The sequence below is a fragment of the Pseudoalteromonas sp. MEBiC 03607 genome, from assembly GCF_004792295.1.
Lineage (GTDB): Bacteria > Pseudomonadota > Gammaproteobacteria > Enterobacterales > Alteromonadaceae > Pseudoalteromonas > Pseudoalteromonas lipolytica_C.
The window spans coordinates 3,118,662-3,141,162 of the sequence record NZ_SRRY01000001.1; the positions used below are offsets into that span (position 1 = coordinate 3,118,662).

At 41.7% G+C, this 22,501-nt stretch carries 16 protein-coding genes; 10 read left to right on the top strand and 6 right to left on the bottom strand.

What is annotated here, in order from left to right; translation table 11 throughout:
- From E5N72_RS14225 to E5N72_RS14240, 4 genes are all read left to right on the top strand, one after another.
- Positions 1–2,217, top strand: coding sequence for a tetratricopeptide repeat protein (locus tag E5N72_RS14225; protein ID WP_135925737.1), 2,217 nt, complete (start codon positions 1–3; stop codon positions 2,215–2,217).
- A gap of 156 nt (positions 2,218–2,373) precedes the next feature.
- On the top strand, positions 2,374–4,257 hold the full coding sequence (locus tag E5N72_RS14230; protein ID WP_135925738.1) for an acetate--CoA ligase: 1,884 nt from the start codon (positions 2,374–2,376) through the stop codon (positions 4,255–4,257).
- Between the two features lie 113 nt (positions 4,258–4,370).
- Positions 4,371–6,038: an asparagine synthase-related protein gene (locus E5N72_RS14235; protein ID WP_168246741.1), complete on the top strand. Its 1,668-nt coding sequence runs from the start codon at positions 4,371–4,373 to the stop codon at positions 6,036–6,038.
- A gap of 128 nt (positions 6,039–6,166) precedes the next feature.
- The gene (locus tag E5N72_RS14240; protein WP_135925740.1) at positions 6,167–6,736 is read left to right on the top strand and encodes a DUF2799 domain-containing protein; all 570 of its coding nucleotides are present in this window, start codon (positions 6,167–6,169) and stop codon (positions 6,734–6,736) included.
- Here E5N72_RS14240 and E5N72_RS14245 read toward each other — a convergent pair.
- Together E5N72_RS14245 and E5N72_RS14250 are read right to left on the bottom strand one after the other, a co-directional pair.
- Positions 6,722–8,404: a sensor domain-containing diguanylate cyclase gene (locus E5N72_RS14245; RefSeq protein ID WP_135925741.1), complete on the bottom strand. Its 1,683-nt coding sequence runs from the start codon at positions 8,402–8,404 to the stop codon at positions 6,722–6,724. The genes E5N72_RS14240 and E5N72_RS14245 overlap by 15 nt on opposite strands.
- A gap of 110 nt (positions 8,405–8,514) precedes the next feature.
- Positions 8,515–9,831, bottom strand: coding sequence for a DASH family cryptochrome (locus E5N72_RS14250; protein WP_135925742.1), 1,317 nt, complete (start codon positions 9,829–9,831; stop codon positions 8,515–8,517).
- Between the two features lie 236 nt (positions 9,832–10,067).
- Between E5N72_RS14250 and E5N72_RS14255 the strand changes: the two genes are divergently transcribed.
- Positions 10,068–11,705: a hypothetical protein gene (locus tag E5N72_RS14255; RefSeq protein WP_135925743.1), complete on the top strand. Its 1,638-nt coding sequence runs from the start codon at positions 10,068–10,070 to the stop codon at positions 11,703–11,705.
- Here E5N72_RS14255 and E5N72_RS14260 read toward each other — a convergent pair.
- Positions 11,702–12,175: a VOC family protein gene (locus E5N72_RS14260; RefSeq protein WP_135925744.1), complete on the bottom strand. Its 474-nt coding sequence runs from the start codon at positions 12,173–12,175 to the stop codon at positions 11,702–11,704. The two genes, E5N72_RS14255 and E5N72_RS14260, sit on opposite strands and share 4 nt — an antisense overlap.
- Before the next feature lie 68 nt (positions 12,176–12,243).
- Positions 12,244–13,500 carry an MFS transporter gene (locus E5N72_RS14265; protein WP_135925745.1) on the bottom strand — a complete coding sequence of 419 codons (1,257 nt, stop codon included), beginning with the start codon at positions 13,498–13,500 and terminating at the stop codon, positions 12,244–12,246.
- Positions 13,501–13,751: 251 nt separating this feature from the next.
- On the opposite strand from E5N72_RS14265, the gene E5N72_RS14270 reads away from it, so the two are divergent.
- Both E5N72_RS14270 and E5N72_RS14275 read left to right on the top strand, forming a co-directional pair.
- Positions 13,752–16,121: a TonB-dependent receptor gene (locus tag E5N72_RS14270; protein ID WP_135925746.1), complete on the top strand. Its 2,370-nt coding sequence runs from the start codon at positions 13,752–13,754 to the stop codon at positions 16,119–16,121.
- 119 nt (positions 16,122–16,240) lie between these two features.
- Positions 16,241–17,149, top strand: coding sequence for an alpha/beta hydrolase (locus tag E5N72_RS14275; RefSeq protein WP_135925747.1), 909 nt, complete (start codon positions 16,241–16,243; stop codon positions 17,147–17,149).
- A gap of 76 nt (positions 17,150–17,225) precedes the next feature.
- Here the strand turns inward: E5N72_RS14275 and E5N72_RS14280 are convergent, their stop codons facing one another.
- Positions 17,226–18,593 carry an alkaline phosphatase PhoX gene (locus E5N72_RS14280; RefSeq protein WP_135925748.1) on the bottom strand — a complete coding sequence of 456 codons (1,368 nt, stop codon included), beginning with the start codon at positions 18,591–18,593 and terminating at the stop codon, positions 17,226–17,228.
- Between the two features lie 372 nt (positions 18,594–18,965).
- Entirely contained in the window at positions 18,966–19,415 is a 450-nt protein-coding gene (locus E5N72_RS14290) for an Lrp/AsnC family transcriptional regulator (protein WP_135925749.1), read from the bottom strand.
- Positions 19,416–19,513: 98 nt separating this feature from the next.
- Between E5N72_RS14290 and E5N72_RS14295 the strand changes: the two genes are divergently transcribed.
- The 3 genes from E5N72_RS14295 to E5N72_RS14305 all read left to right on the top strand — a co-directional run bounded on the left by E5N72_RS14295 (position 19,514) and on the right by E5N72_RS14305 (position 22,501).
- Positions 19,514–20,104, top strand: a complete 591-nt coding sequence (locus E5N72_RS14295; protein WP_135925750.1) for a LysE family translocator — start codon at positions 19,514–19,516, stop codon at positions 20,102–20,104.
- A gap of 223 nt (positions 20,105–20,327) precedes the next feature.
- Positions 20,328–21,407, top strand: coding sequence for a GGDEF domain-containing protein (locus tag E5N72_RS14300; protein ID WP_168246742.1), 1,080 nt, complete (start codon positions 20,328–20,330; stop codon positions 21,405–21,407).
- Between the two features lie 83 nt (positions 21,408–21,490).
- Positions 21,491–22,501 (top strand): substrate-binding domain-containing protein, encoded by a 1,011-nt coding sequence (locus tag E5N72_RS14305; RefSeq protein WP_135925752.1) that lies wholly within the window; start codon positions 21,491–21,493, stop codon positions 22,499–22,501.

Sequence of the window (22,501 nt, forward strand, 5' to 3'; positions counted from 1 at the left end):
ATGAAAAACACTCCATTATTTTATAAAAGCTTAGCTTTGGCTTGCGCCCTTAGCTGCCTACCGTTAAGCGCCTTTGCAATAACTCCTGAACAGGCTCAAGAAAAACTAAACGAAGCACAATTGCTACGTAACAGTGATCCAAGCCAAGCAACGGATATATTTGAGCAGTTAACTAACGATACAACCCTCATCAATCAGCCACAGATCATTCAAGAAGCGCTCGAATCGTTGGCGTTTATGAATGTAAGCAATGGCGATTATGACCAAGCACTGAGCTATGCAGAGCAACTACTAGATTACGGACAAACACAAAATAATCAGGCTGTAACGGTACGAGCAATGCTTATTCAGGGTTACGCACAAGGTAGAAAAAGTAACTTTCTAACAGCAGAGCAGCACTACCGAGATGCATTATCCATTGCCAAACAGATACAAGATTCTATGCTGATAGCCCAGTCTTATGAGCGATTAGCAGCTATTTTACGCTGGCAAGATAAATACATAGCTGCTCTAAGCGAAGCACAAAAAGCAGTCAATATTTTACGCGAGTTCGATGACGAAAAATCGTATGCATCTGCGCTACAAAACTTAGGTATTATTGAAGCCATTATTGGCGATCACAATGCGGCGCTTGCTAATTTAACTTTATCATTTTCTTTGCATCAAAAACTTGATGATAAAAAAGGTATTGCAGATGCGCTTTATGAAATTGGCGAAGTTTATCGACGTATGGGTGACAATGCTCAGTCGTTAAAGCACTTTAAAATGTCTCACGTGTTGGATTTAGAAATTGGCTCTAAAGTCGATATTGGTAATAGTGCCATGAAAGTTGGCTATGCTGCACTTAAACAAGGTGAACTTGCTACAGCCACCGATTACGCTGAGAAGTCGATTAGCTATTATCAACAATCATCTTCAAACACAGGGCTATGTCGCTCGTATAATTTAATGGCGTTAATTGCTATAAAACAAGGCAACATTAGTGAAGCGCAAGCATATATTGATCGCGCTTTAGCAATCGCTACTGACTATAATTTTCGATCACACTTAGTGTCTTTAGGGATCACTCAAACACGCATCTATCAAGCCCTTGATGATCATTCAAAAGCTATTAAAACCGCAGAGCAAGCTTTAAAACAGGCTGACGAACTGCATGATGTTGAAGATCAAATCAGCTTAAATAAACTACTCACTGACTCTTACCTTGCATTACAACTGTATAAACAAGCATTTGAATCGCAAAGCCGCTATCAAACCCTTGAAGATAATACCGGTAAAAATCAGCACGACTTAACAGTGGCCGCAATGCAAAGCCAAGTGGCTTTTATGCGAAATCAGCAAGAAATCAATCAATTGAGTGCTGATAAGCAAATTCAAGCCGCCCAACTAAGCGAAAGTGAATGGCAATTTAAAGCGTGGTTATTGGGCTTAAGCTGCGTGATTTTACTGATATCAGGCTTTGGCTACCGCTCATTTAAAAAGCGTAAACTTGCCAGCGAACGAGCACAGCTACTCCAAGAAGTTGTTGATAAAAAGAACCGCTTACTAGCCGATGTATCTCATGAAATTCGCACGCCACTCACAGCACTACAATTGCAAGTTGAAGCATTGCAATACAATATCGCCAAAGACGTTGATGCCTCTTACGATGCAATTAATCGAAAACTTACCGATATCAATATACTGATCCGTGATATCCATCAACTAGCACAAGCAGATTCAGATAGCCTGTACCTTAACTTAAAACCCTACTTACTTGCTGATGTACTATCCCTTTGGCAGCAAGACTTTGCTGCTTTTGTAGAAAACAAAGGTTTTGAATTTACCAGTAACATTCGCGTTGCTGCTGATATCAAGGTGACATGGGATATCGATAAAATTAAGCAAGTACTGACTAACCTTTTATCGAACAGTACTTTTTATACTGATAAACCCGGCAAAATTAAATTTGTAGCGACAGCCTCAGAGCAGAGTATTACTTTTAGTATTGAAGATACCCCACCCGGGGTTACTGATAATCAGTTGCTTGAAATTTTCGAACGTTTATACCGCGTTGATAAGTCGCGCAGCCGTCAAACGGGGGGCTCAGGCCTTGGTCTGGCGATTTGTAAAAGCCTGATTGAAACACACAAAGGCACTATAAAAGCTGAGCACAGTGAGCTAGGTGGCGTTAAGATCATTATTTGCTTACCGCTTATTAGTGAACAACAGGTTTAGTATCACAATTCCCTGAAATCGCCCCTAAACCGGGCGGTTTCACTACATCTAGCCCAATTAATGCCGACCAAGGTCGCATATTATTTAATCAAAAACCGCCCTATATTTTTTAGTACGTTGTACAAATCTCTCACTAAAAAGTATAGGAGCCTCACAATGGCGGGCGAATATCAACAACAATATCAACAGTTCCAGCGCGATCCGGGTCAGTTCTGGCTTGAGCAAAGTAAACGAATTCCTTGGTTTAAAGAGCCAAGTGCTCCTTATCAATATGACGATAATGATTTTTACCATTGGTTTGCCGATGGTCAGCTAAACACTTGTTACCTAGCCCTCGACCAACATGTCGAGGCAGGCTTTGGCGACCAAACTGCATTGATTTACGACTCTCCTGTTACCAATACCAAACAACAATACACTTATGGCGAGTTACAAACTCAAGTTGCTAAATTTGCAGGACTCATGCAATCCCTTGGCGTAAGCAAAGGTGACCGCGTAGTCATTTATATGCCAATGATCCCACAAGCGGTTATTGGTATGCTGGCGTGTGTGCGCCTCGGTGCCATTCACTCCGTTGTATTTGGTGGTTTTGCACCGCACGAACTCGCGGTGCGTATTGATGATGCAAAGCCAAAGCTTGTGCTTACTGCGTCTTGCGGGGTCGAAATCAATCATGTGATTGAATATAAACCACTGCTTGATGAAGCACTCGACAACGCCAAGCATGCTGTTGAACACTGTATTGTATTTCAGCGTGAACAAGCCATCGCCGAGATGCAAGATGGCCGAGACATCGATTGGCAATCAGCCTCTGAGGCAGCAAGTGCAGTCGCTGCAGTACCTGTTGCAGGTGACGACCCGCTTTATATTCTTTACACATCAGGCACTACAGGAACTCCTAAAGGGGTGGTTCGAGAAAACGGAGGGCACGCAGTTGCAATGCATTACAGCATGGAAACCGTGTATGGCATGAAACCCGGTGAGGTATTTTGGGCAGCTTCTGATATTGGCTGGGTAGTTGGTCACTCATACATTGTATATGCGCCGCTCATTTATCGCTGTGCCACCGTACTTTATGAAGGCAAACCTATTAGAACCCCTGATGCCAGTGCGTTTTGGCGTGTTGTCGAAGATTATAAAGTCAGCGCCTTATTCAGTGCTCCTACTGCGTTTCGCGCAATTAAAAAAGAAGACCCTAACGCTGAGGGCTTTAAACAACACAACACCTCAAGTTTAAAGCGTTTATTTTTGGCCGGCGAGCGCCTCGATCCGCCCACCTATGAGTGGCTAAAAGACAAAACGGGCTTGCCCGTACTCGATCACTGGTGGCAAACAGAAACAGGTTGGGCGATTGCGTGTAACCCAATTGGTATTGAACAACTTGCCACTAAACCGGGCAGCTCTACGGTACCGACGCCGGGCTTTGATGTACAAATTCTTGATATGAACGGTGAGCAGTGTGCAGCAAACGAAAGTGGCGCTGTGGTTATAAAGCTTCCCTTACCACCGGGCTGTTTACCTACAATTTGGCAAAACAATGAACGCTTTCAAGCGGGCTATTTAAGCGAGTACCCGGGTTATTATCTCTCTGGTGATGGCGGCTATATTGATGATGATGGTTATCTATTTATTATGGGTCGTACCGACGATGTGATTAACGTGGCGGGGCACCGCTTATCAACCGGTGAGATGGAAGAAATTGTAGCTGCCCACCCTGCTGTTGCTGAATGCGCAGTATTTGGGGTTAATGATGCACTCAAAGGGCAACTACCCATGGCGATGATAGTGCTCAAAGATGATTACCTTGGCGATAGCAAAGAAGTCGAGCAACAGTTAGTTCACTCGGTAAGAAATCAAATTGGCGCCATTGCCTGCTTAAAAAACATTTTGCATGTTGAGCGCCTCCCAAAAACCCGCTCAGGGAAAATACTCAGAAAGAACTTACGTCAATTGGTCGATGGTGAAGAACTACAAATTCCATCTACCATTGATGATGCGAGTATATTTGATGAGATCAACCAACAACTTAACAATCGCTGATCTGCGTTTGTAATTTTGTAATGTTACCCAAAGGCCTTGTTTAAGGCCTTTATTCGTTTTGGCCTATGGCTTGCAATTTTACTAATAAGTTAGCAAACGAAAAGGTGGTTAACATGGCTGTTATCGCAGGTTATATCCAATTCAATGAATTAGGCAAAACAGAATTTCATTATATTAATCAACTAGCTGATGTGTTTAATCGCTATAAAAAAGCAGATGTTAAGCGCTTTGATTGTGATAATGGAGCTATTTTTCAATATGATTTTGATGCATACCAACAAGCGAGTTGGTTGCAAACTGAGTCGCAAATTGCAACGCTGATTGGTCATCCCTTACTCAGTAGCTCTCGTAGTGATGATTTAAAGGCCATGGCAAATACAAGCTCGCTCAACACCTGCTTACAGCAATGTGAAGGAGTATTTAGCTTTTGCCAGTTTAATAGCCAATTAGGCAGCTTAGTTCTTGCCACAGACCCACTTGGCTTAAAACCATTTTACACCTTAAAAACGGCGCAAGGCTTACTGTTTTCAACCAACTTGGGGATATTTAAACAGCTAAGTATTGAGCTTGAAAGCGATGCCGAAGCACTCACAGAGCTTGCGGTACTTGGCTACCCGCTTTTAGATCACACGCCTTATAAAAACATTAAATGCTCATACCCAGGCGAAATATTACGTTTTGATGCCAGCCACGGCGTGGTAAAACAACGTTACTTTGATTGGGTCGCCCTTGCCAAACAAAACCGAGAGGTGACCGATGCAATTGAAGGCGTTACTCAGGCTTTTCGCAGTGTTGTCACAAAAGCGATGCACACCGATAGAAAAGTGCTCAGTACCCTGTCGGGCGGCTTAGATTCACGATTAATTAACTGCGAGCTATTACGCCAAGGGGTTCAGCTAAAGTCGTTTAATTTTTCGCAATCAGATAGCCAAGATCTCTACTGCGCAAAACAATATGCTTCGCAAAATGCCCTTAAACTTGAAGTTGTGCAAGTACGCGACACGCAAAAGCTCTCTGTTGAACAGCGCCTTGGCAAATACTGGCGCAAAGCACATCACAATGAATATAAAACCGTTTCAAGACCACAAATTAGTTGGTCTGGTAATGGCGGCAGTGTTGGCTTAGGTGCGGTGTTTTATGGCGACGCTATTTATGCTGCGGCAAAAGAAAACAATCTTGATAAACTCATTCAAGCTTATTTAGATCAGCAGTACGCTTATTTGCCAAAGTCAGTGGTACATAATGCGTCTATGCTGCAACAAAAACTAATTGATAACCTAAAACTTAGTTTTAAACCCTTGGCTGAATTGCCACTCGAAAAAGCATTCCAATTGTTTTTGCTACTCAATGATCAGCACCATCATTTGAGCATTCCAAACGAGCAAGTATGCGAGTTTAAAATGGAGTTCTTCCATCCGTTTTATTCGTGGAAAGTGCTGCAATATCCTTTAGCAGTCTCTGTTGAATATGTTCGTAAGCACCGTTTTTATCAGCGCTGGCTGAAAACCAGTTATCCGCGTGCCATGCTTGCACCATGGCAAGCCTATCCGGGCCATATGCCCTGCCCAATCAAAGTAAACTACCAGTCGCAGTGGCAATTTAACAATAACAACCTGATGCGTTTTGGTGAACTGTTTAAGCTATGGTACGAGATCATGCGCTTTGACCGTCATCAGCTTATAAAACGCAGTCACTTTACCGCGTTATGTATATTGCAATTAGTACATTTAAAAAATGCACAGCCAAATATTCGCATCGCCCAGCGGTTCTGTCAGTGGTGATGGATACTAATCGGCAATAATACTTAATCATGTGAGGGCATTGTTATGAAATACAAAAACAACTTTCTAAAAAATAATATTTCAGGCTAGAATCAAGTAAGTTATTAATAGTTCAAGCTGAAATTTCAATGAGAAAATGGATCCTTGCCCTGCTTCCTTTAACCGTATTAGCAGGCTGTACCTCAGTAAGTAAAGATGAATGTTTACAAGCCAATTGGCATGGTATTGGTTATAAGCATGGTGCAGATGGCACTGAGTATCGTGATGGCATAGATGCCTTATCACAATGCAGCGAATATGGCGTAAGTGCCAATATTGCTGAATATAAAGTGGGATATGATCAGGGTCTGGCGGTATATTGTGAGCCCGAAAATGGCTTTACCCTTGGCATGCAAGGCGCATCTTACAATGGCGTTTGTAACAGCACTGCTTTTCGTAAAGCATGGCAAGAAGGTAATGATAGGTACGAAGTACAGCAAAGACTGATATACATTGATGAGCGAATTGACGACATTGACCGCCGCTTAAAAGATATTCGCGCAGAGCTTAATAGCAATCAGCTTGATAATGGCCAGCAAAAAGAGCTTTATCGAGAACGCAAAGATTTAGAAAACGAACGCAAAGATTTACGCAAAGAGCGCGCCTTACTACCGCTTTTAAATAAATTGCCGAGTGTCGAAATATCAACCGAGTGGTGATGCTTTATGTTTAAGCTTCATCTTATACATTTGCTCGTCAGCTGAGGCGAGCAACTGTTTGGCATTTTTACCATCCTCTGGAAACATCGCAATACCAAAACTTGCACTAACGGGTAACAATGTTGCGTAACGCTTGGCAACTGCTTCAACCGCTTTTTGACAGCGCTCGGCAATATCCTGACAAACAAAGCGTTTTGCTAAGGTCGGCAGTAGAATAACAAATTCGTCCCCGCCAATACGCGCCAACACATCATTATCTCTTAACTGTAATGAAAGTTGCTCACTGATATCTAACAGTAAATTATCGCCCTTTTCATGGCCAAAAGTATCATTAACAAGTTTGAAGTTATCGAGGTCTATATAGATTAACGAAAAGTGATTATGCTCAACGGGCGCTTGCATTGAAAATGCATTCAATTGAATATCTAAGCCACGTCGGTTTAGTAATTTAGTTAATGGGTCTTGATTGACTAATTCACTTAATAATTGTCTGTTTGCCACCTCTTGTGAAATATCATCAAATGCGCCAATGTAATGGCTTACATTGCCGCTGTCATCATATAAAGCATCAATCGATAATAACTCAGGAAAGACCTCGCCTGATTTACGTTTATTCCACACTTCTCCTTGCCAAGAGCCATCAGCAAGTAATGTCTGCCACATAGATTTGAAAAACTCAGAAGGATGACGGCTAGAAGATAAAATGGCAGGGTTTTTTCCTAAAACTTCCGATTTTTTAAAACCCGTTATCTGTTCAAAAGCAGGGTTTACATCAACAATTTTAGGTTCTGAGGTGGTGATTATGATGCCTCTACTGGTTGTCGAGAAAACAGCTGTAAGTAGTTTTATTTGCTCGTTATTTTTAATTTCTTCGCTAACATCTTCTAAGTACCCATTCCACTCAACACTTCCATCTTTATGTGCTACAGGTGAAGACTTGCCTTCAACCCATATTAATCCCTTGGTTGGATGATTAACCCGAAAAACCTCATGCCAATCGTCTAGACTAGCGCGTGACCGCACAACACTTTTGTAAATACGTTCATAATCATCTGGATGAACTGTGTCTGTTAAGATACTGGCTGATTGTTTTATTTCTTCAGGTGTACACCCATAAATATCAACCACCTTAGTTGTTGCAAAAGGAAATGATGCATGGCCTTGCTCATCAATTACAAATTGATAAACAAACCCGGGAAGATTGTCAGTAAAGGTTTGTAGCTTAGCGTGCAAAAACTCTATTTCACGTTCTTTGAGCCATTGTTCTGTAATATCAATGTGAACCCCTAGCATCCATTCAGGATTACCTGCTTCATCCCAGCTTTGCACCTTACCTTTATCAAGCACCTTTACCCAGTGCCCTTTTTTATGCTTCATACGAACATCACAAATATAACGCTCAGACTCACCACGAAAGTGAGCATTAAGAAGCTTTTCTGAATTTTCTAAATCATCTGGGTGGGCTAAATTCATCCATGTTTCTATCGATACAGGCTTTAATTCGTCTAAGGTGAAGCCAACGATTTTAGCCCACTTATCATTAAAAATTGTTTCGCCGGTTTGTATATTCCAAAGCCAAATGCCTGCATCACTGCCATCAAGAATTAATTGAGCCACATCTAAACCTAGCTTAGATTTGACCGTCTCATAGCCTTCACTAAATATCATAGTTTTCCTTGCTCGCTAACCCAATGGCACCAATCAAGCCTCTATATTTATATTAGTTAACAAACAATAAAACCTCTAACAGAGTAGGCAAGTATATTGATCTACAACAGCTAAGTGGCTATTGGCCAATCAGCTGCATCGACAACATCAATAAGCTCAGAGACTGTAACATCACCTTGCCATTTGCGAATGAAACGAGCCAAAGGATCATACAGCGCTGTTTGCTTATTAATATGAAAGTGCCGCCCTCCTCTGGGGTCAACACCGACACCCGCAATGTATTGCCAATTCCCCCAATTAGCTGCTACATCATAATCAATGAGCTGTTGCTCGAAATAAGCCGCACCATAGCGCCAATCAAGCTCAAGTTCGTTGACCAAACAACTTGCCGCAATTTGGCGCGAGCGATTAGAAATATAGCCTGTCGCATTAAGCTCATGCATTATTGCATTCACCAAAGCAAACGGCGTGCGGCCTTGGCACCACGCCTCAAAACGCTGACTATTAAAGGTAGTCAAAGGCGCGCTTTGCTTTTGCCCTTTAAAATGGAAAAGTTTTGCACCAGCCTGTACCGCATGCCACTTAAAATATTCGCGCCACAGTAATTCAAACTTTATCCAATAGCTCGACTCATTCGCACCGTTTTGTAGCTCATACACTTCAACTTCTCGGTATAGCTGTTTTGCGCTAATTGTGCCACCAGCGAGCCATACACTAAACTTGGTACTGTTACTAAAACCATCTAACTCGTTACGCGTTTCTTTATAACTGCTTGGCGCTTTAGACGAAAAGTAAGCATTGCAATGCTGCTGAGCTGCAATTAAACCACCTTTAAAACTGCCTGAGTGAGCAGGAACATCATCAATAGGGTTGTCAGGGCATAGTTGTACAGGATGAGGTAAGTGGCTTACCGCTGGCAAAGGCGCTGCTATAAAGGTTGGCTCAGCTTCTACCTTGTTACGAAAAGCAGTAAAGTTTTTTGGTAGGTTATCAAGTTGAAAAGGTAAGTCACTTGCCTTGAACAAGGTATCTTGCTGATAGGTTTTCACCGTCACATGTAGGCATAATGCTTTGATTTTATTGAGCTGCTTTTGCTCATAAACACCAACCTGCTCAGTACAAACCAATGTTTCAATTTCATATTTTTGCAATCGCTGACTGATTACTTGATCAGGCTCACCAGTGATCACATGCAGTGTTTGCCCAAGCTTCTCAACTGTTTGTGCAAATGCCGCGAGACTCTCACGTAAAAAGTTGAATTTATGCGTACCAAACGATTTCGACTGATAGTTAGTTTGCCTAAACCAGCGTGGCTCAATCACAAACACTAAATCAAGCTCACCATCAAAATCAGCTAACTCAGATAGAATTTCATTGTCGACTAGGCGTAAATCATTTTGCAGCCAATATAAAACACGCTTTTTCATTACTTACTCTATTAGAAACCTTAAGAAATCATACGTAAGCCAGCTATTTCACGATTAATTTCGCCTTAGTTGATTATCATATCCCTTATTAATCATAACCTTACAATCTTCAATCAAGTTTAAGTTTTAGTTAAGTTTTTCTTAAGTTAGCGATTTTATGCTGAGAACTGTAAAGAATTTAAAGGTTGATAAAGCAAATCGCCGCGTCTCCTTGGTATTTAGTAGGCATAACAAAGATGAATAAAATAACCTCCGTTTTATTATTTTCATGCACTGCTACAGGGACAGTTTATGCAAAAGAACCTTTAAGCTTAGATGTTGTTTGTGAAGTAAAAAGCAAACCTACAACTGAGTTGAGTGAAGATAAAGACATCTTCGTTGATAAACTCAACATTGATACACACACGATTTTTGACCCCAATGATCCTGAAACGACTGCACTGCATCGCTTTATCAATTGGCTACATATTGATACCAAGAAAAACGTAATCAGCGAACAGATAACTTTTAAAGAAGGCGACCAAGTTAGCGAACGTCAGCTTCAAGAAGCAGAGCGCATCCTACGCGGCAAAAAATACTTAAGAGATGCCAAAATTAGCTATACAAACGACTGCCTTGAAGATGAGCCACGCGTGGTGCAAATCGATACGTGGGATACCTGGAGTTTATTACCAACCATTAATTTTGGCCGTAGTAGCGGCAATAATAAGTACAGCTTAGGCTTTAAAGAAGAAAACTTTTTAGGCTACGGTATTCGCGCATCATTAAAGTATAAATCAGATCATGAACGCTCTGGCTACCACTCTGTACTGCAGATGCCAGTGCCTTGGCAACCTCATGCAACTCTCACTTTACAAGCTGATGATTACGATGACGGGCAAGTCTTTTTAGTGGATTATCATCAGCCTTTTTATCAACGCAGCAGTGACGCACTAATGCGCTACTTTGCACAATCTCAAAAGCAAAAAAGTTATATCTATCAAAATGGCATGACTCGTTCAGAGTTTTTTACTGATGAATTAATCGCCCAGTTTGCTTACGGCGGAATTTTATCGCAAGACAGCCAGCAAACCTTCCACTGGCTTGCTGGGATTGACTACCAAGATGTCAGTTACCGACCTTTTGAAACAGAGCCTTTGCTTGCAGGCCTTAACGATTACACCATTGCAGCGCCTTGGGTAGGATTACATTGGATAGAGGACAATTACGCCGTATTGCACGATATTGACCTAATAAACCACAACGAAGACGTTAACCTCGGTTGGGAGCTAAATTCAAAGTTTGCCATCGATACCGTAAATTTTGGCCAAGGCTTTTTATTTGATACAAATCTTACCAAAGCGTGGTTTAACAATAACGCCTTGTATCGATTTGCCGCTGGAATAAAAGGCAATGTCGGAACTGAGCTTGATGACCGTTTAGCGCTTTATTCAAAAGCACAAATGAACTATCGCTGGTCAGACTCATTTGCTTTTTATGCGCATGTAAATGGTCATTGGCAAAACCATGAATTTGCTGACAAACCACTGGCTGTTGGCGGTGAAGAAGGTATGCGTGGCTTCCCAGAAAGTTACCAACATGGTACTTCAAGCGTACAAGCAACGGCTGAGCTAAGAATGTACCCTAATATTAATTTGTATCAGTTCGTAGATGTAGGCTTTGTTGGCTTTGTTGATGTTGGGCAGGCATTTGGCAGCACTGAAACTGCGAATATTTCAGATTCAATGCTAACCAGTGCGGGTGTGGGTATTCGCCTCTACTCATCGCGCTCAAGTAACGATAATGTTATCCATATCGACTTTAGTACGCCTCTGGGCAGTTACCAAGACGTTGATTCATGGCAAATAGGAATGTCGGTTGAAACAACTTTTTAAGCATCCTGCTCTTTACTCATAAGCTCGCCCATGCGCTGCATAAGTTCTTGTTCGGTTAGGTCTTCTTTGTGTGTGCCTATAGTCCAAATATGGCCAAAAGGGTCTTCTAGAGTCCCTGATCTGTCACCATAAAATTGGTCATGCACAGGGCGTAGCTCTTTCGCGCCAAGCGACAAGGCTTTAGCAAAAACAGCATCGACATCTTCAACATACAGCATAATGGTCACAGGTGTGCCACCAAGTTGTTGCGGCGATTTAAACTGCACATCTTGGCAATTATCAGAAAGCATAATATGAGAATCGGCAATTTTTATTTCAGCATGCGCCACCCCACCATCAGGCAGAGGCATTTGCATTACAAGTTCAGCAGCAAAAGCTTGTTTGTAGAACTCTATCGCCTTAGTGGCACCTTCAATAACCAAATACGGGGTTACCGCATGGAAACCTTTTGGGATTGCAGAAACAGCCATGTTACACCTCAACGTTAAATGTGTGAGTTATAAAGGTAGCAGCTGTTGTGCAATTTCACGTTATAAATTTACTTTGATAATGAGTTTGCAAAATCTGGTCTGGGTAGCTTTTCAAGTATGGCGTATAAGTAAATCACTACAAGGCAAAGCCCTCCCGCGACAAAAAACAAGGTTGGGCCATCGTAATAATCTAAAATTAAACCGCCACCGAGCGGCGCTAAAGCAAACCCTAAATCGTAAAACGAAGCCGCGCCAAAGTAAGCTCCACGTAAATGAGATGGCGCGAGCCTATCGAGGTGCACGTTCATCGTCGGAAATAAAATGGTTTCGGCCAAACTCATCACCACTATTGCACCAATCCAGCCCCAAAATAAATCGATTGGATTAAGTGCTAGCCAAAACTGCGACACCATTAATAGCACTAAACCAATTTGAATTCGCACCGTTAGGTTAAATCGTGCCATCATTTTTAACAGCAGAAATTGACTCGAAATGATCACTAACGCATTGGTAAATATCAGCGCTGAAATAAGTGCAAGTAGATCGGGTGCCTCTGCACGAGTGAGGTATTGTATGAGTGAACTATCCATTTGCGCATAAATAAACATGCACAAAATATTGGCTAAAATTAAACATTGCAGCAGTTTATCGGCAAATAAAATACGTAAGATTTGCTTGCCCTGTACAGCTGGTTTTTTCTCTTCGGGCTCGTCAATTACGGCAGTATTTTTTGCGGCTTTATCACTAAAATTGAAGCCCCAAACAAGTAGCACCAATAAAATAGCAAATGCTGCTGCGGTAATATAAAAGCTCGACTGCTCACCTGTTAAACCTAGCCATACCCCAGCTAATGGCCCCACCGCACAGCCCACATTTACAATAAAGTACAGCGACTGCATGGCCAGCTCGCGAGTTTGTGCATCATCAATAATATCGCCAATCGCCGCGCTGGTTAATGGTCGCCAAAGTGCGGTTGCTATCGAGCATAAGGTCATTACAATCACATAACCGGCCACCGTTTCTACCTCAGCCAACAGCGAGAAAGAAATGATATACAGCACGCCGGTAATGTACATCAGCGTATGCCGGCCCACTTTATCGGATAGGCTGCTGCCAATAAAACTGGTGAACACCGAAATCACGGCAGCACTGGTAAGTACCAAACCGACTTCAGTCGCCGATAACGCAAACTTTTCGTACAAGATCACCGCAAGAAATGGCCACACCATGTAATAACTGCCACGGGTAATAAACGAGCCAAATAAGAAGATCCACATAAGCACAGGAAACTGCTTAAAGCGCGCTAAAGAGATATCTGAATTCATTACTAAAATTTTAATTGTGATGGTTAAAACAATATACCTCAATAACCTCTGCTAAGAGTATTTAATCTACAGCTCATTTGTAACACCGCATTAATTAGCTAAGAACCAAAACAACTCAACTAAAAAATATTATTTAATGAGTTAAGATCCAAAAATCTAAATACGAATAATTATTGATTGTATTTTTAATTTCTGTACTATACGCACCGTTCCTCAAAGGGAAAATCAACATAAAGAACTGGAAACCTACAATGAAATCAATAAAACCAAGCTTACTGGCATTTGCCATAGCAACACATTTTTCAGCCTTTGCTGATGACGCTAAGCCTAAACAAGATATGGAACGTTTAGTGATTACTGCAACAGGCTTTGAGCAAAAAGTTACCGAAGCACCTGCAAGTATTTCAATTATCACCAATGAAGATATTAAGTCTCATTCCTTCACCTCAGTGCTTGATGCTGTTCAGTATTTAGAAGGTATCGACATTGGCACAACTCGTGATAAAACCGGCCAAGGCAGTGTGAGTATGCGTGGTTTAACAGGTGAATACACCCTGTTACTCATTGATGGTAAACGCCAAAATAACCATGGCGATATTTATCCAAACAATTTTGGTGGCAACGCGTTTAACCACGTACCACCGGTTGATGCCATTGAGCGTGTTGAAGTTATTCGCGGCCCTGCATCAACGCTTTATGGTGCAGATGCACTGGGTGGTGTAATCAATATCATCACTAAAAAGCACACTGATAGCTGGAGCGGTGCTGTTTCATTTAGTCGTTCATTACAACAAAACGATGATTTTGGTGATGACATCACCACTGACTTTAGTGTGATGGGCCCGCTTATCAAAGACGTTTTAAGTTTAGGTGTACGCGGCAGTGTTTACGAGCAACAAGCATCATCGCCAACATTTGAACCAGCAACCGATCCTAATGGTGTTGTACATATTCGTTCATTAGGCTTTGGGAGTGGTGGCCGTACCGTTGATAACACCAACGAGCAGTATGGCTTTACGTTAACTTATACTCCGTTTGAGTCTCATCATTTACGTTTTGATTATGATAACTCAAGCCAAGTTTACGACAACACGCCAAGCTACGACATTGAATCAGGCACCATTACTTACCCACTTGGCACTAAAGATAATATTGAATCAATTTGGCAAGACCGCCGCGGCAAAGTAAACCCGCGTGCAGGTTATGCAGCAGACCAAGAGTTTGATCGTGAATGGTGGTCATTCAGCTACGATGGCGAGCTTGATTGGGCAACGGTGAAGGCCTCGGTTTCTTATGTTGATACACAAAATAATGGCCGTACTTTACCGCTAAGTGTAAGCGAGCGATTGAAGCTGCAAGCGATGTACGATGGTACGGGCGAATACGAAGAAATGGACGAGCAAGCACGTAAAGACTTAGCTGAAGAAACATTCTTACCGCGCCCTGCTCGCCCACTAGAAAGCAGCCAGTATACCTATGACTTACGCTTTGATATTCCTATCACAGGCAGCTTTGGTAGCCATAATCTAGCAATTGGTGGTCAATTAATTGATGGCGAGTTAAAAGACGGTGTATTTGGTCTTGAAAGTGACCAAGCAGGTAAAGTACAAGAGCAAAACATGTACTCAATCTTTGCCGAAGATAACTGGATGGCAACTGACAACTTTACCTTCACATTAGGCGCTCGTTACGATGATCATGATGTATTTGGTAGCCAAGTATCACCGCGCGTTTACGGTGTCTATAACCTCTCCGACACTTGGACGCTAAAAGGGGGTGTAAGTACGGGTTATAAAACACCACAAACCACTGATCTTTATGACGGTATTACCGGATTTGGCGGTCAAGGCACAAGCCCGTTTGCGGGTAACCCAGACTTACAACCAGAAACCAGTGTGAACTCTGAAATCGCCCTTTACTGGACTTCGCTTGATGGCGATCACAACATCAATGTGACTTACTACAACACCAAGTTTGAAGACAAAATTGCCAGCGGCGACACTATTTTAAGCTGTGAGCAAACTAACGATGTACGCCCTTGTGTGAACTTAGGTCAGTACGATCAACTTGGCTACGATAGCTATAGCCAAAAAATCAATATCGACGAAGTAGACCTACAAGGTGTTGAAATTGCAGGCCAATATACTATCACCAAAACAGTGTCTGTTAACGGTAACTACTCCTGGACTGATAGCGAACAAAAGAGCGGCCCAGAGCAAGGTCAGCCACTAACGAACTCCGCTGAGCACATGGCAAACCTTACTCTAAACTGGGAAGCGACTGACTTTATGAACCTATACCTACAAGGTGTATATCGTTCAGACCGTTACCGCGGCTGGGATAACGTGCACGACAAAGCGCTGTACTACAAAAATTACAACCTACTTAATTTAGGTGCGCAGTTTTATGTAAATGAGTACGTGCAAATCAATGCCCGCGTAAACAACCTATTAGACGAAGATTTCACCTCGTATAGCACAAGCTATACCGACCTAAATGGCGATGGTGAGTATGAATACCTAACAGGCCGCGGTGTAGTTAGCGAAGTCACATTCACAGACGACTACAACGTTAAAGATAAAGGCCGTAACTTCTGGATTGGCGTTACCGCTTACTTCTAAGAAAACTCCCTGAAAATAGACAGCATGCAGTCATGTGCTGTCTATTTTTCTTGCTGTCACTAAACTGCCAACTTCACACACTAAGCTGATGATACCTGCGTAAGCTTATTTGTCGGTCTATGGAACATGTCCTTACAGCCAGCGGTATCAGTATTAGTTATCAAGATGAAGGCGATGAAAACGCGCCTGTGATCATCTTGATTATTGGCTTAGGTGCTCAATTTACCGTTTGGCCAGAGTCGCTTTATTTTGGCTTAGTCGAAAAAGGTTTTCGGGTTATTCGTTTTGATAATCGTGATGCAGGGCTATCTTCATCGTTAGATGAGTTAGGCAAGCCGAGTCTTGTAAAACATTGGCTTAGCCGCCGATTACCCATTCGTGCAAAACTGCCCTATTCGCTCGATGACATGGCTCGCGATGTAAAAGAATTAATGGATGCACTGGCTATCAAAAAAGCGCACTTAGTGGGGGCTTCGATGGGAGGCATGATTGCGCAAATTGCCGCGGCAAAGTATAAAAAACGTGTACTGAGCTTAACTTCAATTATGTCGAGCAGCTCGCCGTTATCGTTTTCGGGTTCAAACATTAACCTGTTGGTAAAGCTCGCTAAAATACGCCCCCGTAGCAGTAATAAAGAAGCTGCGATTGATTACAATGTTCGGCTGAACCAACTCATTGGCAGCCCGGCCTACCCACAAGATGAACACGCTTTATATGCCAATGCTGAGCGCTATATTGAGCGTGCCAACACGAATCAAACTGGCTTTAAACGTCAGCTTGCAGCCATTGCCGCAACGCCCTATCGCGAGCAACTTTTAAAGAAGATTAAAGCCCCAACGTTAGTGATTCACGGCAGTGCTGATCCTGTTATGCCACTGTCTGCGGGCATCAACACCGCTCTGTTAATAAAGCGCAGTAAGTTAAAAGTTGTGCCCGGAATGGGCCATGATTTTCCACCCGCTTTAATGAAAAAAATGACTAAATGGATTGCCAAGCATGCTAATAAAGTGAACTGTAAGAATAATTAGAATTCATGGCTATGCGGACCAACTATATTAACAGCTTCCAGTAAATTGAGGCACTCATAAAAGAGTGCCTACAGAATTAAACACTAAACTGGTGCCATGGGCCTGTTATAGCTAGCGTTTTAGAAGGTGAGTAAACATTAACAAACAAGGTACTTCCATCCGGTGAAAAACAGGCACCTGCCAGCTCAGTTTGCGCAACCAAACGGGCAAAATTATAAACTTGGCCTTGAGGTGTAACACCACGAAGATGGTTATCAACCACATCGGTGTATTGGTCTTCACAGACAATTAAATGCCCATTAGGTGACACGGTTAGGTTATCGCCAAAGTTGTAAAAGGTTTTGCTGGTACTTTCTACAAACAACGAGATTTTACCGGGTTGCTGTGCTTCTTTATCGGTGCCTTCAAATTCTGATGGTTGATATTTCATAACCTGACCAAGTTGTTTTTTACCACCATTGGTACAGCAAAAATAAAGCTCTTTATCACCCCAATGAATACCTTCACCGCGAGCAAACAGTGCCGCGCCTTGCTTGTATCCACGTAGCCGTAAGTCGTCTTTCGGGCTTTCTGGGTTATCTAGATTTACCCACTCAACCTCAAGCTCTTGATGTAGCCTCATGGCTTTATTGTTCCAGTTACGGCTATCGAATTGTGGCTTACCTTTTACCACCATAGCCTGTAGTTGCCCGCCTTTATGCAGCTTGCCATACTCTTTTGGAATAAAGCGATAAAAGACGCTATCACCCTTGTCTTCAGTTAAATAAACAATGCCTGTGCGCGGATCAACGGCAGCCGCTTCGTGGTTAAATCGACCCATGGCTTTTAACGGCTCAGGTTTAATTAAGCCTTTGCTACTTGCGGGTACTTCAAAAATATAACCATGGTCTTGGTTAAATCCATCGGCTTTAGTATCGGTGGTTTCTTCGCACGTAAGCCAGGTGCCCCATGGCGTGATACCGCCAGAACAGTTACGAATAGTGCCAACTAATGACAAGTACTCTTGCTCTTTTTGATGGGTTTTTAAGTTATAAACGATATGACTTGTGCCACCGGGTAACGCCACACCGTCACTGTTAGTATCAAAAGCCAGGGGCGTTTTATGGTTAGCAATACTTGCTTCAGCTTTCTTTAAATCTTTTGGTTTTAGCTCATGGTTTCGCACTAATGCAACACGGTCATTACCAAGTGCAAGGCAGCCCATGCCATCGGCTTTATCGGGTACCGTAAAACCATCAGACATTTTCTCACCTAGGCTTGAAACTACTTGATAACTAAAGCCCTCAGGTAAATCGAGCAACTTATCTGGATCGGGAATTAACGGGCCAAAGCCGACAGCCGTTGTTTTTAAATCACCTAATGACACCTTTCCTATGGCACTTTTTGATAATCCTAAAAAAGCTAACGTGCCCGCCCCTACTAAAAAATCTCGACGTGAAACCATACTAACTCCAAGCTAAACCCAAGTTTATCATACAAATAAAATGGCATTATAAAGCAAAGAAACGATAAAAAGTTACATTATCACAATCTTCACGAAATTGTCATAAAGCTTGATTTTAGTGATTGAACCCGTGCAGCATTAAAAAATATTGATTTAGAGTTTGCGTAAAACGTGCTTTCTAGACGGCGCTTGCATTTAACACACGTTTTGAAAACTTACGTATAAAAGTTGAAGATGGCAACATGGTATTCCCAATGACGGCTAACGTTTTGATGCAAATTCAGTAACTGAGGCATGGCTATGTATCAGCTTACTGCTGCCTATGTGTTTTTATAAATCAGTAATAACAACTAAAAAGCTTAAACTTTGTCGTTATGCACGTTCATCTTTGGGTGATTCCATTACTACATGCGTTGTAATGGTGCGTACTTGTGGGATAGAGCCGAGCACATCAGCATGAAACGCTTTATAAGACTTAAGATCTGCCGTCTCGACTCTCAGCAAATATTCAAACGAGCCAGTTACATTGTGGCACTCTTTTACTTCATCAATAAACTCAAGGGCTTGCTCGAATGCTCGCTGAGATACTGTTGAGTGCTCATTTAAGCCAACCCCAACATAAGCGATAAATCCTAGGCCCACAGCTTGGTTGTTAATCACTGCTCGATACCCCGCAATAACCCCAAGTTTTTCTAATTCTTGCACTCTACGAAGGCATGCCGATGGCGATAAACCCACTTTATCTGCCAGCTCCGCATTGGCAATTCGACCATTGCATTTAAGCTCATGCAATATTCTGTCGTTAATTTTATCTTTTTTCATTTTACATTGTGAAATTTGAATACATATAGCAACATTAAGCGCAAAAATTGCGCTTATTTCAACTTATAATTGCATAAAATTAAAGTGGAGAGATAGCAATGAGTTTTGAAATTTTAACAGCCCTGGCGTTATTTGCCTTGGTGTCATCAATTACTCCTGGACCGAATAACTTAATGTTGATGAGCTCAGGTGCCAACTTTGGCTTTAAAAGAACCACACCACACTTACTTGGCGTGACGCTTGGCTTTATGTTGATGCTGGTTTTAGTGGGCCTTGGCATCATGCAACTATTTGATTTATTTCCACCAAGCTACTTGATATTAAAAGTGTTTTGTATTGCTTACTTACTCTATCTGGCGTTTAAAATTGCCACAAGTAGCGCTCAACAAAAAGCCAATAGTGAAAGTAAGCCGTTTACCTTTATTCAGGCTGCACTTTTCCAATGGGTGAACCCAAAAGCATGGGCAATGGCATTAAGCGCAGTAAGCTTGTATGCCCCAGACAAAAACCTCACCTCTGTGTTAATAGTAAGCCACATATTTGGTTTAATTAATCTGCCATGCGTCAGCTCGTGGACTCTACTTGGCGAAAAGCTTCAACACTGGCTTGCCAGCCCAAAGCGCTTAAAAGCATTTAACTACTTAATGGCAATACTATTAATCGCTTCAGTGATGTTTAGTTTGTTTTAAATGAGCAAGATTTGCTAGGCAGTATTACGTCATTACGTACATAGCTTTTGGCAGTCGCACTTTAAGATTTTAAGATGAGAAATTTACCCTGTGCTAAGATTTATTTATCTAGATCTTTTCAGTGCGATTCATGGCTAGTAACGTAGAGAATTACTTTTACCACGGCTTTTTCGTCTTCTTACTTATTACGGTAGTAACCTGCTCCATTATAGCTACGCGCCTGATGCGCAGTAGTTTTAATAACCGCTCAATTTACCTATTTAATCTATTCTTTTACCTCGGTGTAATTGGCTTTGCATGGCTTTGGATCCAAGATCTATTCAACCTTGCGCCGAGCTTTCGCTCTGGTGTGGTGATTTATATGATCTCCATGACATTGCTGCAATTATCTATTTATAACCACGACGAACTCTGTCGATTTAATAAGATAATTATTGCTCATGGGGCTATTTTTTCTGTATTTGCCATCCTTACTCAAAATATTAACCAACTGGCCTTAGTCGAAGCTTGTTATACATTAAGCGTGCTACCTGCACTGATTTACTACACAACAAAGCGTGCTGTATGTGAGAAAAATATAGGCAATACTGTGTTGTCGATGGCGCAATGTATCTTACTGTTAGTGCCCATTTCACAACTGAGTATCATTACCCATGAGCACAACTTAGCAACCCTTTATTCACTTACTGTAATTGCCCATGCAACTGTATTTGTTATGACAGGTCTTGGACTCATCACGACACTATTAGTTGACGAAAAGAAACGTTATTTGGAGCTGTCTTTAAAAGATCCACTTACCGGACTTTATAACCGCCGCGGACTGCAATTTATTATCGAACAACAGCAATTATTCAGCCCGAACCAAACTTCTAGCCTTTATGCCTGCGTTGTTGATATTGATTACTTCAAGCAAATTAATGATAGATACGGTCACGATGGCGGTGATCTAGTACTCGAAGTGTTCTCTGATTTAATGAAACACCATTTAAAAAAAGAAGACTTATGTTGTCGCCTTGGTGGTGAAGAATTCTTACTGCTATTCTTTGCAGCCGACATCAGCTCAGCGAGACAATTTTTAGACAGTCTTCGTAAAACCATTGAAGCCAGTCAAATAGCTTTTCAAGAGCATCGTATATCGGTTACCGCTAGTTTTGGATTAACTAACTGGCAAGTAAATGACAGCTTTGAAAGCTTAGTGAATCGCGCAGACAAAGCGGTTTATGAAGCGAAAAATAATGGCCGTAATCGAGTCGAAATCAACACCCAAAACCAGAATAAAGAACCAAATAGACCAAATTGGTAAATGCTTTTGTATTAATCTTGTAAATTCAAACTCTACCACTATAATTAGTCCGTGCTTATACTTAATTTGCAATATGTAGTGCTATGTCTTTAAAAGTATTATTAAATTTTAAATTAAACTGGTTGTTTATTTGTGCCAGCTTATGGCTTTTTGCCCTGCCTATTCAGGCTAAATATGTTGTTGCTGTTGTGGGTAAAACCAAAAACGATAGCTTCTATCAGCAAGCCTTTAAAGGGTGTGAGCAATTTGCAAAACAGCATCTCGATTTTGAATGTATTTACGATGGCCCTAAAGACTTTCAAGATATTCGCACGCAAGTATTAGTGATCACCGACCTCGTTCGCAGAAACAACATTAGTGGTTTATTAATCGCTACAACAGACTCTAATTACCTCGTTGAACGCGCTTTAAAAAAGCTTAAAGACAATAATATTCCTGTAATTACCTTTGACTCTGATTTGCTCGAAGATGATCAGCAGTATCGTTTAGCCTATGTGGGTACTAATAATTTTGATTATGGTGTGGCTTTAGGGAACGAACTAAAAAAATTCACTGACAAAGAAGTTAACCAAGTCTGTATTCAATCTGGACATTCTACAACACCTAATTTAAACAAACGCATTGAAGGTGTTCGTTATGCGTTATCAGGGCAAAAAGATAAACGCTTAACTGGTGAAAATGGCTGGAGCGAGTTTGACCGCTGCCCTTTATATAGTTTAGGAAAACGTGAAGTATCACTGGGTCAGCTCGACAAACTACTTAATATTGAAAACCCACCACTATTTTTAGCTGTAGCAGGTTTTGCCCAATTTAATCCTAACTACGCAAAAGTGATTGCTAAACAGAAACAACGTATTGCCAGTAAAGAGGTGGTCATTGTTTCTGCCGATACAGAACAAATGCAATTAGAAGTATTAAAACAAGGATTATCATCGGCTAATATTGGTCAAAATCCATTTGAAATGGGACGCCTGTCTGCCGAATTGATGTATCAATACCTAACAAAAGGTGAGCGACCAGCCAAGTCTCACTATTACCTAGACTTTCATTATTGTCAGCAAAGTAATGCAGGTACATGCACAGTTAATCACTAA